A 13557-nucleotide genomic window follows, 5' to 3' on the forward strand; every position below is an offset into this window, starting at 1 on the left:
TCTAATAATGCTCTAAAAGGGTCTGATTTAAATTCTTCAAATTCAGCAATTTTAAAATCAAAAGCATTACTTTCTTTTATAATGTAACTAGTAAATAATCTCAACTCAAAGAAATCATAATATGAAATTCTCATTGCATCATTATGCCTGTTAAATATTTCTTGATTAATTAGAATTTTTTTCAAATCATCCCATTTTACCCAAAATAGAGGTTGTTCGCCAAGATCAACACCACTTGCACTTAAAACAAACAATGGAGCAACAGCAATTATTCTTGGGAAAAACATGGATCTTTGTTTATCAAATACCCAGTCCTCCATAATTTCGTATCTTTTAATATCACTGGTTCTAAATGGATTAGTGATAACGGAATCAATCAAATAATCGGGATAGTCAGGGTCAGGTGCATATTGAATAACTTCTTCTTCAGATCCTCTACCGAGTACTTCCTCAGCAGTATAGAAAGAAACTAATGAATCATTTCTATATGCAGTAATAGGAGCACTGCCATATCCTGTAGTAGATGCTTCATAAATAATTCTATAAAGTGGATTTTTTGGCCACTTCATAATAACATTTATCTTTTCTCTGGTGTCAATAACTCTATGTATTCTTCGAGTGTACATTACGTCAGCTTCTCTTAAAGGAGGATAAGGTACAACCTTCCTCTCTTTAATTGCTTTCTTTTCGTAAGTAAAATCACCATAATTTGTTTGAGCAGAAGTATTAAATGTACTGCATAAAACTATGGTAAAAATAAATAGAACAGTTAATGATATTAGAATCCTTTGCTTTTTCATAAAATATAATTATTTTACTGTTAAAATAATACCTGTTGGCAGTCTTTTTCTACCAACTTTTGGAGCAGTTGCCCAAATATTGTCGATAATTATTCTGTCTCCTTTTTGAGGACTTCCTAATGCTTGCTTCATTGCAGAAGATAATCTTGCACCATTACCATTTAACAATTTAGCATTTCCACGTCTGGGTTGATACACAAAACGGAATTTTGATACTCTGTATTTTAAACCTTCAAATGCAAAATCCTCTAAGCGAACAGTAATAAAGTTAACCATTCTAATTTCACCGGGACTAATCTCTCCACTTTCTTTAGAACCAAAATAAGGTGTTGGCTTTGGAACATTTTTAATTCTGAAATTCTTTTTCCCCATATTTCTTCCACCACCACCGGGTAATGAAACGTTAGCACTAATATTAACTTCATGAACTCTACCACGTGAATCGGGAACATTAAGTATATATTTCCCTGCACTTGTTTTCCTTAAACTACCATAAGATGCCCTTCCACTTACTTGAGAAGGCTGAAATCCAGGTACAGATACAGAAATTGGATTATCAAGACCAATATACACAACATTCATTTTTGTTGCTGAAATTATAGCTGGTGCATTAAATACATCATATTTCATAGATGATATATATTCTTTCTTTTCTCCTGTTTTCTTATTGGTTACAACAATTTTTACTTCGTTTTCTCTTGGTCCCTGTGAATTTGGAGTAACTTCAAAATGGGCTTTTCCATTTTTAACTTCCATTTTGTTTCCACCAATAAAAATTTCAGGGTCTTTTTTAGAATCATAAGCTGCTAACAAAACATCAGCTGTATATTTTTCGCCAACGGCAACTGCACTTTTTTCTGTTAACACAACAGGTATTAGTTGGTCAAAAGAAACATCTTCTGCACCAATAGCATTGATTAAAGCATCAATAATATTTGCTTGAGAAGTTCTAACATCCTGTTGAATTTTTGTTAATAATGTAACTGCTGCAATAGCAGGTACCATGTGGAAATTTTGTATTGCCCACTCACCTTTCGTTTTAGATTCCGCTTTAATTGTTATGTTTGAAGCAAAAACATCTTTATCTATTGTTTCAATATTATCAATTACATCAAAGAAATCTTTTCTTGTTTCCCCAATAAGATTAAACAATTCTTCTCCTTTCGGACCATTAACAAAAAATCTTTCTGCTATCTCAATGTTAGACATTCCGACCATAACACTATCCACAATTCCACCTTCCTCATGTCCACCATGTGTATTTGCCTCACGTCCACCGCTTCCATAAATAATCTTATCAATTAAATTTTGCAAATAATCATAACTGTCATCTGCTATTTTATTAGTTTTTGTTGCAAGGTCAAAATATTCCTGCGTTGTTGAAGCACTTGTACTCATAAGTTTATCAAACTGTTTCATAGTAAATTCATTTTTACTATCAATAAGCTTAATTGACTTCTCCATACCTTCGTTTACGGTCTGAAAGGCAAGTAGAATCTCTGCAGAAACATTAAGTGCAAGCAATGCCGTGAGAACAAGATACATCATATTGATCATCTGTTGTCTCATTGGATTAGTTTTACCTACTGCCATAATATTTTCCTTTTATTGTTTTTTATAAAATTTAAAATTCAAAATGTTATTCAATTATTATCCTCTTGCAGGATTCATTGCAGTTAACATATTACCATAAACATTGTTAAGTGATTCTAAGTTCTCATTTAATTTTGAAAATCCTTCTTTCACTTGAACAGACATTGTTCCTGCATCAGAAATGGTATTTATAACTTCTGAGAGTTTCTCATTGTATAGATTCATGGCTTCACGGTGCTTGTTAGAAACTTCAAGTTCCGATTCATAAGAATTATTAAGAGATGAAAGGTTTTCAGCAGCTGATTTTACTTGATCAATATAACCTTTTGAACTTAAAGATGCTTCAGTAAGAGATCCCATAGCATTACTAAAATCACTATTAAATTTGGTTAACACATCAAGGTGTTTATTTGTTTCACTAAGTTCTTTTTCATACGCAAAATTAAGTGAAGTAAGATTACCTGATGCAGCTTTTATCTGATTAAAATATTCTTTAGATGAACCTGATGCTTCACTAAGGAATGTCATAGCTTCAGCAGTTTTTTCTGTGGCATCTTTAACTTTGCTTACACCTTCAGTTGCACGTCTTACACCATCTGTAAAGTCATTTGTAGCAATTGCCGCATTTGAAACGTCTTTTATTCCGCTAACAGTATCAGCAAATTTATTCATACCTGTACCAAGTCTGTTAACCATTTCTTTCTCAATATTTGCATCTTCAAGCATTTTGTCAATTTCTTCAGAAATACTTTTCTTGGTTTCTTCTTCTCCTTTTTCACCTTCTTCAACCTCTTTCAATTCAGGATATACTATTGACCAATCTGTTTCGTGTTGAACATCAAAAGCAGAAATAAAGAAAATTAAAGCCTCAGTGGTTAAACCTAAAGTAAGCATTGCTCCAGCTCCTTTCCAGTGCATAATTTTAAATAATGCACCTAAAATCACAACCGCAGCACCCCATCCATATAACTTAGCCATAAAAGCTTTAAAGACTTTACTTTTTAGAAAAGGCTCTTTTTTCTTAGCACTTTTTGCTTTTTTTACTTTTTTTGATTTTGCCATTTTTTTTAGTTTTTTCTTTTAGTTAATATTAGTAATGATATTTTTAGTAATTTGTTTTTCTGTCTTTAATTGATCGTCCCATATAAGTCATTACGCATCTAAAACCTACATAAGATTTTGCTGTATCTTGATATTCGTAAGAACGGACTCCATTTTGAAGGTAATATCCAACATCTTTAAATGAGCCTCCACATATTGTTTTTCTTTTTGTAGTTGCAGATTCTTCTTCTTTTGCATTATAATAGTAATGAGGATTCATGTCATCAATTACACTATGAATTCCTTCAGAATAAGCATTGTCTGTCCATTCACCAACGTTCCCTGCCATACAATATAATCCGTAATCGTTTGGGAAATATGATGTAACTTTTACAGGATAATAAGCACCATCTTCTTTGTAGTTTCCTCTTAAAGGTTTAAAGTTTGCTAGGAAACAACCTTTACTATTTCTCAAATAAGGACCACCCCATGGATATGGACTAAATTCTCTACCACCTCTTGCAGCATATTCCCATTCAGCTTCTGTGGGCAATCTGAATGGATTAACTTTTGGCATCCCTATGGTTTTGTAATAATCGTTTAAATATTTTGTTCTCCAATGAGTAAATGCTTTTGCTTGTTTCCAACTTACACCTACTACAGGATAATCATCATATCCAGGATGATAAAAATATAATTGTGTTAATGGGTCATTAAATGAATATGTAAAGTCTCTTATCCAACATAATGTATCAGGATAAATTCTAACTCTTTCATCTTTACGAAATTTACCTCTAGAAGCAGGATTTCCTTTTCTGTTATCTTCATAGTATTTTCTCTTAGATGCTTCATGAAGATCCATCCATTCATAATCGTAAATGAATTTTCTTACATCAAATTCGTATGCATCACCTTCGTAAATATCATCTCCTTGGTAATACATGTCCATTATCATTTCTTTTGTTTCAAAATCGCCATACTTTAATTTAGGTTTCCAATTAATGTACTGATCTCCATTCCCGTTTTCAAGGACATAATCTTCGGCAATCATTTTTCTTGCCATTGAGTCTCTTACCCAATGTACAAATTGTCGGTATTCATTATTTGTAACTTCTGTATCGTCCATATAAAACGATTGAACAGTTACTTGCATAGGTCTAGAGGTCAGATGATAAATAATATCTTGGTCTGCCTGTCCCATATGGAAAGATCCTGTCGGAATATTAACAGTGCCATAAGGTTGTGGATGGTTCCAAACCATCCTACCTTTTACACCGACCAGTTGTCCTTTAGTGTTGTTTAATCCGCAACTGTTTAAAAGTAATGATAATGATAAAATGCCTAAGGCAATAAGTTTAGTATTTCTAAAAAATCTCATATTGTTAATATTAATCAATGAGCAAAAGTAATATTATTTATAAAATCAAACAAAATAATAACGAATTTATTTATGAATTATTATTTAAAAATTTTTTTCACTAATTTCTTTAATTATTTATAAAACATTTAACGATTCATTTATCTATTTATTGTTACATATACCTAGGTGTCCAAATAATATTTGGGATAATCACTCTTGGTTTAGTAACTATTTTAAAACAATAATTTAAAAGAACCTCATGAGTACCACTACTATAATTTAATAATTCAGTAGTTGTAAGATCATAAGAATAACCGAATTGAAGTTCGGGTGTAAGTTTCATACCAAGCAAGAGAGATATTGCATCTTGCTGTCGATATTGTAATCCTGCCCAAAATCTTTCTTTATATAAAACATTTGTATTTATATCAAATTGAATTTTTGCGGGGTCAATTTTCACTAAAAATGATGGCTTAACAAGAATATCTCTATTTGTTGGCCAGTAAAAATTAACACCTCCAGAGAGATATGTTTGCAAAACCATATCATTTATTGAAGTTCCCCAGTCAAAACTTCCACCAAGTAAATGTTGGGCAGATGCTCCAATAAAATATCTTTCTGTATAAAGATAAATGCCTGCACCAAGGTCAGGAATCATATCTGATTCTTTACCCCCTGGAATTCTTGGGTCATTTTCCCCAGGTTCAGGTGGCTCCCATTCACCATCTATTCCTTTTTCTACCATTCCGCCATTTAATCCATAGTGTAGTGAACCAAACGTAAAATCATATTTCCCTGAAAAGGTAAGATTAAATGCCCTTGTGTATTCAAATCCTTGTTCATCATTGACAACATACAAGCCAATACCTCCTAAATATGGGTTTTTTAATGCTCCGTGAATACTAAAGGTTTGAGTAACGGGTCCTTTTTCTTTATTTGGTCCTTCAAAACCTGTCCACTGGTTGTGTAATAGGAATGTAGCACATATAAACTCTCTGTTTGTCCCTGTAAAAGCAGGGTTGTAAACGTGTTTGTTGAACATATAATGTGTATAAAGAGGATCCTGCTGTGCGTATATTTTTAAACTACTACCAAGTGTAATTGTAAATACTGACAGGAAAATTATTGTTTGTAAATTTTTTGTAGCCATTTATTTACATTTAAGAATGAAAAAATTGATAAATTTAATGATTTAAAAAGTCGCAAGATAGGAAAATTTATTTTTCTACCCAAAATGTAGGTAAAATAAATTCAATAAAAGACTATTTATTACTTTTGATGAACTGTTCCAATGCCATTTTCATTGATGGTGCTTGCGGTGTAGGAGCTTCAATATCAACACTTAATCCTATGTCTTCTAATGCACTTTTTGTATTGTTGCCAAATGCAGCAATTTTTATATCATTTTGTTTAAAACCATTAAAATTTTCTTGCAAGGAAATAATTCCTGCAGGACTAAAAAATGCAACTACGTCAAATTCATTAATATCTAAATCAGAAAGATCACTAGATACTGTTTTGTAAAGTGTTGCAGTTGAGTATTTAAGGTTATTTTTTGATAGAAAACTTGGTATTTCGTTGCTGGAAATATTGGAGCAAGGAATGAAAAAGTTATCTTTTTTATGTTTCATGATAACATCTTTCATACTTTGATTTCTTCTTTTAGGGAAGAAAATTTTTCTTTTTCTGTAAGTAGTATATTTTTGAAGATACAAAGCATAGGACTCACTCGGGCAGAAAAATTTCATACTTGGAGGAACATCAACTCTTGTTTCTTCACAAATGCGGAAGAAATTTTCTATTGATGTTCTACTTGTAATTATTACTGAGGAATGATCTAGTATGTTTATACGTTCTTTTAAAAATTCTATTGCAGGGATTTCTTCAACCTGAATAAATTTTCTAAAACTTATCTTCACATTGTATTTGTCTGCTAAATCAAAAAATGGGGACCTTAAGTTTTCAGGTTCTGGTTGTGAAATTAAAATGGTCTTAATTTTCATTTCCTTTTTTAACTTTTATTTAGTAAACCACCCTGTTTCTTTAAAAAAAAGAATATACAGCGATATTTCAAAGGTGCAAAGGTATAAAAAAATGTATAAACTACTAAAAGTAAAAACCTTTTTTATTTGAAAAAATATTCTAACGGTTCTAAAACTGATAGCTATAATTAACACCAGAATAATAAACTGAGAAAAATACCCCTGATATGGTTCTTTTAGATATGTACTAACGAATACAATAGGTGTTAATATAATTGCAAGTATTCGATTAAATCGTGAAACAGTCATTAAGTGGAAATTATTATACTTTGTACCATACATTAGTTTATAAAAAGTGGATACTATAATAATTTGGGAAATAAAAAAACCTGTAATCCATAATAAAATTTCTGCATAAAGATAATGGTATTCATTCCATAAGAACTCAAAGAAAAAAATGGAAAGAATTATTATAAAAACAATATCAAGTAAAATATTGTTAATCAAAAATGTTGAATGTTTCCTTTTATATTCCCTTATTAAATATTCTTTGCTGAAAATAGATTTATATAAATCATCATAATACTCAGAACTTGCTGTTCTTATGAAAATAATAATTATGAAAAGCATGATAAAAGCATAAAATAGTAAAGTGTTATCGCTAAGTGCTTTTTCGATAAATTTAAGTTGCTTTCCATTATTAAAGTTTCTTTTTTGAATATTTTTAGCATCCAAAGAATGATTCCCGAAATTGAAAAGCTCAAGATTAATTTCTGTATTATTGTCTAATCTTATTGAGTCATTATTAATTAATGGTATAGTATATACGATTTTAAGTAATCCGATAACAAATAATAATATGAATAAAAATCTTTTCATTAAGGGGGGTCTATAAATACATTTCTTTTAAGAAACAAAGATAATGAATAAGATGCAAGGCACAAATTTTTCTGAATAGCATTCCGCGTGTCGCTGAAGCTTTAGCGGAGGCACAAGCTATTGATAAAAATTTTAACGCAGTCAGATTGTTTATTATCTTTGTTCCCAAAGGGTTTTCAGCGTTTTTCATATACTTCTTCAAAAAATTTCACATTATCCCGATAGTGTTTCAATTATTTTCATTGTCTATAAAAAACGCTGAAAATCTTAATGCGAATGTATTTATAGAACCGCCCTTAAGTATTTAAAATAAATGCTTTATCAATTTTGCAACTGTATCCATGGCTATAATTTCAATAGAACTGTTTTTGGAATTAATATTTTTATTATAAGAAGAGACGTATATTTTATCAAATCCAAGTTTTTCTGCTTCAGTAATTCGTTTCTCTAATTGTTTTACAGGTCTTATTTCTCCTGAAAGTCCTACTTCGCCAACAAAACACACGTTATCTTTAATTGGAAAATCATTGAATGAGGAGGCAATTGCAATTACTGCACTAAGGTCAATTGATGGGTCTTTAACTTTAATACCTCCTGCAATATTGAGAAATACGTCTTGTGAGTTCATTTTTAAATCACATCTTTTTTCAAGAACTGCCAATAGCATTGACATTCGTTTGCTGTCGAAACCTGTGGTTGTTCGCTGGGGAGTACCATAATAAGTTGGAGCTACTAGTGCTTGTATTTCAATAAGCATAGGTCTTATTCCTTCTATAGTAGCTGCAATAGAAATTCCACTTAGGTCAATATCTCTTTGTGATAACAAAACTTCGGAAGGATTCTTTACCTCTCTTAATCCTTTTTCGTTCATTTCATAAATTCCAATATCCGAAATTGAACCAAAACGATTTTTAATAGTTCGTAAAATTCTGTAATCATAATTTCTGTCTCCTTCAAAATACAAAACAGTATCTACCATGTGTTCAAGTATTTTCGGTCCAGCGATATAGCCTTCCTTTGTTATATGTCCAACAAGAAAAATCGGAATATTTTTTACTTTTGCAATATCTGAAAGTCTTGCTGTACATTCTCTTATTTGTGTTACACTTCCGGCAGTGTTATCAATTACGTTTGTCGTTAACGTTTGAATTGAATCAATAATAATTATTGATGGATTTTCGTTTTCAATTGCTTGAGCAATAGTTTCTAATTTTGTTTCTGCTACAAGTAAGCAATTTTTATTTTTTATGTTAATGCGTTTTGCTCTAATTTTTATCTGTCCCACACTTTCTTCTCCTGAAACATATAGCACTTTTTTATCTTGAAGCATAACGGCTAATTGGAGTAATAAGGTTGATTTTCCTATTCCCGGTTCACCACCTAATAATATTAGTGAACCAGGTACAATACCTCCACCTACAACTCTGTTAAATTCTTTATCAGGGAGTTGTATTCTTTGCACATTTACAGAATCAAAATTTTCTAGATTGCTAATATTTAATTTTTTTGATGCTGTAGCTACTTGTTCAATCGTTTTGCTGTCTTGAATTACTTCCTCAACAAATGTATTCCACTCACCGCAACCTGAACATTTCCCCTGCCATTTTACACTTTTAGTTCCGCAATTTTGACAAACGTATATGGTTTTTGTTTTAGCCATTCTTTATTTTTTTACAAAAATAACAATTATTGAGAACTTTCGTATTCCGTATCTATTTCAGTTGGGTTTTCTGCTCCTAATTTAGCAAGCTTGTCGCATCTTTCATTTTCAGGATTGCCAGCATGTGCTTTTACCCATTTAAATTCAATGTCAAATTTTGGATAAATTTCTAGAAATTTTTTCCATAGGTCAACATTCTTTTTCTTTTTAAAAGCTTTTTTCTCCCAATTAAAAACCCAGCCTTTTGTAATTGAATTTACCACATAAGAAGAATCACTGTGAATAATAACTTTTATTTTGTTTGTTTTTAAAGATTTCATGGCAATAATTACTGCCAATAATTCCATTCTGTTGTTTGTAGTTTTTCTAAATCCTTTATAAATTTCTTTTCGTTTATCACCAAATTTTAATACAATTCCGTAACCTCCGGGACCTGGATTCCCAAATGCTGAACCGTCTGTATAAATTATAATCTTGTTACTCATAATTATTGGTTCTATAATTTGTAGTTATGTTCTTTCATTTTTGAAATGATACTATAATGTCTTGCATCATAATATTTTAGATTCTTTTTAATAAATTCAATTACCTCATTTGCATTACTTACTCCAAATACTTTATCGCCTTCCCACTCAATTCTTTTTCTGTCATCAATTTTAGTATCTGCAAGTTTTCCACTCCATCCATGTATTTTGTAAGCCATCAGCATTCTTTTAAAAGTCCAAGCAAAAGCCATCTCTGATAATGTACCCGCTCTACCTCCAATTGCAACTACTGCATCAGAATTTGCAACTATTGCATTTCTGTAAGTATCTAATCCTGTAGGGATAACTACGTCAATATATTTATTTGAATACTTTGGGTCAAATCCAGGGATTATTCCAATTACCATTCCATCTGTATAGTTGTCGGATTCTGTTGCTCCCTTGCAAACGGCTTCCATTATTCCTGACATTCCACCATTAACAATTCTGTAATTATTATCAACCAAGGTTTTTCCTAAGTTTTGAGCTAACAAATAAATTTCAGAATCTCTTTCTATTCCGGCATCTCCAATTACACCAACACTTATTTTTCTCATTCTTTTTCGATTTTACTTTATTTTTAAATTTCGTCAAATTTAAGCAAGAATACTAAACCAAAATCATTGAATAATGATTATGATTTTTAAATTTGAAATTTTGAATAAATAATTTAGGAGAAATTATCAGGGAGGTTGTTATTAAGGCAATTTAATCTATTGCCATATCTTTGTTTTTTATTGATTTTGAGTAGCTAATAATGTTTTCTACTGTATTAGGATTTGGATTTTCAACAAAAAGTTCCATTTTTGTTATCAAACTAATCAAAGATTTGTAATCACTTTTTAGGTTGGGGTTTGTATTCATTTCTTTTTCAAACCCTTTAGTGTCGTTAGCACTTAATTCATTATATATGTACTTAATAAGAATTTCTTCGTTGTAAATATTTTTCATACACTTGACATTTTTATATCTTAAATTCAATTATTAAACGCCAGCAATTTTAAATTATTATATTTGCAATAAAATATTTTTTGAAAGATGATTCCCTTTTTTAAAACAACGTAATAATCCTTATTTTCAATACAGTGTATCTAAATTTTTATAATTTAATGTTTGTATAGGGGACTTCTAATAACTTCCTAAGTATTTTCTCATTACCCATTCAATGGTTATTAAAGTAAGGATTGCAAAAAACAACCATTTCAAATTTATTAAGTTTTTTGTTTCTTCATCAAAATATATAAGTGGCTTAATATCTTTACGAGCAAGGATGTCATCTTTCAATTTATCAATGGAATTAGGATAATACAAATTTCCATCTTTTGATTTTGCAATGGAATACATTAAATCATGATTCGCTTTTGAATTCATATACTCAAGGTCAACTTTTTTTACAATAAAATTTCCTTTTAGCGAATAGTTATTTGATTTGGTTGAAGCTGTAAAGCTATAAGAACCAGCGGGGAAGTAACCTGCATTAAGTTTGTAGCTTTCCTCTGTTTCGCCATAGGTGTAATCAAATGATTCATTATTATCATTTGTTATTTTCATTTTTATCTCAGCATTTTTCATCTTTTCAAAGGAACGGTTAAAAAGTTCAACTTCAAAAATAATCTCTTTGTCTTCGAAATAAACATTCTTAAAGTTCTTGAGTCTGAAAAATCTTTTATCCTTTTTTAGTGATACAAATTGAACTGTTTTTTCAATAAGTTCATCAAAAATAATTTGTTCACCTGTATTTCGACTTTCAATTAAAGCCCATTTCCAAATTCCTTCGCCACAAATAACTACGCTTCTTTTATCAAAATTTTGAAAAAATATAATCAAAGGAATATTGCTTTTAACGTTACCAATTTTTTGATATAATAATATTTGATTTTCTGTGTTTGTTTTGTAATTGCCAAAGGGAACAATCAAAGGTGGCAATTCTGTAAAAACTTTTGCGGCATTATCATTTAAATTAAAATAATTGAATTCATCAGATGTTATAGCAAGTGCTTTGTTAAAACTCTTTCTTTTTTGAAAAATCTTTAATCCTGTATTAATTAAATTAAAACTCTTGATTGCTGTTTGTGTTCCTAAAATATAAATAACAGGAATTTTTTTATCATCAACAGTCTTTAATATTTTTTTGATATTTTGATTTTTTGACGGTAACTGATGAAGAATTAAAAGATCATAATTTTTTAATTCTTTTTGCAAATCATGATTTTTCAAAATGTAATCTTTTGCTACACTACTAATTACCTCATAGTTTTCTTTTTTTCTTAATGAAGATTTTATTGCATTTATGTCAGGATGTGGTGAAGCTGAAAGTAGTAATATTTTCTTTTTATTTTTCAAAACATCTATAAAAACTATTTTTTGATTATTAGAATAGCTTATCTCATTTTTTACTTTTGTCAATGAAATTGTTATTTTTTGTAAGCCAGGTTCATTTGCTTTTGCCAAAACATCAAATTCTTTTTCAAAATAATTTCCTTTTATTTGTAAGCTTTGGTTGTAAATGTTTTTGTTTTCATTTTTCACATTTACAATGATATTCTCTCCTTTACATTTTTCAGCAACTACTTTTACTTTTAAAGGGAATTTATTACCCGCAAAAGCAACGCTATTATATCTGACATTCTTAATGAGTATATCTTTTTTTAAAAAAGTATCGCCTAATGCAATTGTATAAATAGGAACTTTAAAATTTTCAACCAATGAAATAGGATTTTGTCCTTCATTGTAAATTCCATCCGAAGCAAGAACTATTGCACCGATATTTCGATTATAAAATTGCTCGTAAATAAAATCAAATAACTGAGAAATATTTGTTCTCTTTTCTGAAAAATCCAATTCAAATTTATCATTTACTTCTTGCCCAAAAGTATATTTTTTAACTTCATATTTTTTACTTAAAGCATCTGATAAATTATTAATATTATCTGAGAATTTATTTTTTAAAGATATAGAATCCTTGTTTAACAAAACTGATTCTGAATTGTCTATGGCAATCACAACAACAGGTTTTTCAGTTCTTTCAAAATTCTTTTTTATAAATGGCGAAAGCAATAAAAAGCAGATTGCCGCAACAACAAAAAATCGTAATACTAACAACAAAATATTCGGTAGTGAATAAAAGGGTTTATCGTTAAAACTGTTTTTTGAATAGAGTATAAAAGAATAAATAGTAGCTATTAGAATAACAACAATTATTAACCAAGCAGGATATAATGTATGTATTTGAAAATTCATAAAATCAATAAAAAAAATTTTTGCAAAAATAGGGATTAAAAAATATAATTGATTAGTGTTATGGTGGAAAGTGCCTAAAGTTAGAAAAACGAATAATCCGGATATGAAACTTAACAACTAATAATTTGTTTAAATCAACTTATCATCTTAAATTGCAGTGTTAAACTAATTTCTTTTGGTCAGAAAAAACAAAGATTATGACAAAAAAAAGTTTTTATTCAAGTTTATTTATAAATTCAGGTAGGATAATTTTTGCTTTACCATTTTTAGGTTTTGGAATAAATCATTTTATTAAAACAGAAAAATATGTTTTTTTTATGCCTGATTATATTCCATTTCCCGAATATTTAATGTATTTTATTGGAATTGTGTTTATTCTTTCTGCAATCAATATAATAATCAATTTTAAAGCACGTATCTCAGCATTAGTACTTGCTGGAATTTTAGCTTTGTTAACGATAATTGTTTATTTACCTGA

The 13557-nt window shown here is 29.7% G+C and carries 13 protein-coding genes; 1 reads left to right on the forward strand and 12 read right to left on the reverse strand.

The window, feature by feature from the left end:
• The 12 genes from gldN to U9R42_15370 form a co-directional block, all read right to left on the reverse strand.
• Positions 1-800, reverse strand: an 800-nt coding sequence (gldN, locus tag U9R42_15315; GenBank protein MEA3497393.1) for a gliding motility protein GldN, incomplete at its 3' end; no start/stop codon positions are given.
• A gap of 9 nt (positions 801-809) precedes the next feature.
• Positions 810-2393 carry a gliding motility protein GldM gene (gldM, locus tag U9R42_15320; protein ID MEA3497394.1) on the reverse strand — a complete coding sequence of 528 codons (1584 nt, stop codon included), beginning with the start codon at positions 2391-2393 and terminating at the stop codon, positions 810-812.
• 57 nt (positions 2394-2450) lie between these two features.
• On the reverse strand, positions 2451-3455 hold the full coding sequence (gene gldL, locus U9R42_15325; protein MEA3497395.1) for a gliding motility protein GldL: 1005 nt from the start codon (positions 3453-3455) through the stop codon (positions 2451-2453).
• A gap of 43 nt (positions 3456-3498) precedes the next feature.
• On the reverse strand, positions 3499-4812 hold the full coding sequence (locus tag U9R42_15330) for an SUMF1/EgtB/PvdO family nonheme iron enzyme (GenBank protein MEA3497396.1): 1314 nt from the start codon (positions 4810-4812) through the stop codon (positions 3499-3501).
• Between the two features lie 154 nt (positions 4813-4966).
• Positions 4967-5944, reverse strand: a complete 978-nt coding sequence (locus tag U9R42_15335) for a type IX secretion system membrane protein PorP/SprF (GenBank protein ID MEA3497397.1) — start codon at positions 5942-5944, stop codon at positions 4967-4969.
• Positions 5945-6056: 112 nt separating this feature from the next.
• A complete protein-coding gene (locus U9R42_15340; protein ID MEA3497398.1) occupies positions 6057-6797 on the reverse strand; it encodes a uroporphyrinogen-III synthase in 741 nt (246 codons plus the stop codon).
• 15 nt (positions 6798-6812) lie between these two features.
• Positions 6813-7655 carry a DUF4271 domain-containing protein gene (locus U9R42_15345; GenBank protein ID MEA3497399.1) on the reverse strand — a complete coding sequence of 281 codons (843 nt, stop codon included), beginning with the start codon at positions 7653-7655 and terminating at the stop codon, positions 6813-6815.
• A 304-nt stretch (positions 7656-7959) separates the two neighbouring features.
• On the reverse strand, positions 7960-9315 hold the full coding sequence (gene radA / locus U9R42_15350; protein ID MEA3497400.1) for a DNA repair protein RadA: 1356 nt from the start codon (positions 9313-9315) through the stop codon (positions 7960-7962).
• A 26-nt stretch (positions 9316-9341) separates the two neighbouring features.
• A complete protein-coding gene (rnhA, locus tag U9R42_15355; protein ID MEA3497401.1) occupies positions 9342-9800 on the reverse strand; it encodes a ribonuclease HI in 459 nt (152 codons plus the stop codon).
• Between the two features lie 11 nt (positions 9801-9811).
• Positions 9812-10396, reverse strand: coding sequence for a TIGR00725 family protein (locus tag U9R42_15360; GenBank protein ID MEA3497402.1), 585 nt, complete (start codon positions 10394-10396; stop codon positions 9812-9814).
• 151 nt (positions 10397-10547) lie between these two features.
• Positions 10548-10790, reverse strand: coding sequence for a hypothetical protein (locus U9R42_15365; GenBank protein MEA3497403.1), 243 nt, complete (start codon positions 10788-10790; stop codon positions 10548-10550).
• 177 nt (positions 10791-10967) lie between these two features.
• The gene (locus U9R42_15370) at positions 10968-13079 is read right to left on the reverse strand and encodes a hypothetical protein (GenBank protein MEA3497404.1); all 2112 of its coding nucleotides are present in this window, start codon (positions 13077-13079) and stop codon (positions 10968-10970) included.
• 197 nt (positions 13080-13276) lie between these two features.
• Between U9R42_15370 and U9R42_15375 the strand changes: the two genes are divergently transcribed.
• Positions 13277-13557 (forward strand): DoxX family membrane protein (locus U9R42_15375; protein MEA3497405.1); only part of this gene is annotated, 281 nt, incomplete at its 3' end.

The organism is Bacteroidota bacterium (assembly GCA_034723125.1).
GTDB lineage: Bacteria > Bacteroidota > Bacteroidia > CAILMK01 > JAAYUY01 > JAYEOP01.

Bases quoted from the DNA above. Each gene is read 5' to 3' on its own strand.
- gldM (MEA3497394.1), bottom strand. From the start codon at position 2,393: ATGGCAGTAGGTAAAACTAATCCAATGAGACAACAGATGATCAATATG.
- gldL (MEA3497395.1), bottom strand. From the start codon at position 3,455: ATGGCAAAATCAAAAAAAGTAAAAAAAGCAAAAAGTGCTAAGAAAAAA.
- U9R42_15330 (MEA3497396.1), bottom strand. From the start codon at position 4,812: ATGAGATTTTTTAGAAATACTAAACTTATTGCCTTAGGCATTTTATCA.
- U9R42_15335 (MEA3497397.1), bottom strand. From the start codon at position 5,944: ATGGCTACAAAAAATTTACAAACAATAATTTTCCTGTCAGTATTTACA.
- U9R42_15340 (MEA3497398.1), bottom strand. From the start codon at position 6,797: ATGAAAATTAAGACCATTTTAATTTCACAACCAGAACCTGAAAACTTA.
- U9R42_15345 (MEA3497399.1), bottom strand. From the start codon at position 7,655: ATGAAAAGATTTTTATTCATATTATTATTTGTTATCGGATTACTTAAA.
- radA (MEA3497400.1), bottom strand. From the start codon at position 9,315: ATGGCTAAAACAAAAACCATATACGTTTGTCAAAATTGCGGAACTAAA.
- rnhA (MEA3497401.1), bottom strand. From the start codon at position 9,800: ATGAGTAACAAGATTATAATTTATACAGACGGTTCAGCATTTGGGAAT.
- U9R42_15360 (MEA3497402.1), bottom strand. From the start codon at position 10,396: ATGAGAAAAATAAGTGTTGGTGTAATTGGAGATGCCGGAATAGAAAGA.
- U9R42_15365 (MEA3497403.1), bottom strand. From the start codon at position 10,790: ATGAAAAATATTTACAACGAAGAAATTCTTATTAAGTACATATATAAT.
- U9R42_15370 (MEA3497404.1), bottom strand. From the start codon at position 13,079: ATGAATTTTCAAATACATACATTATATCCTGCTTGGTTAATAATTGTT.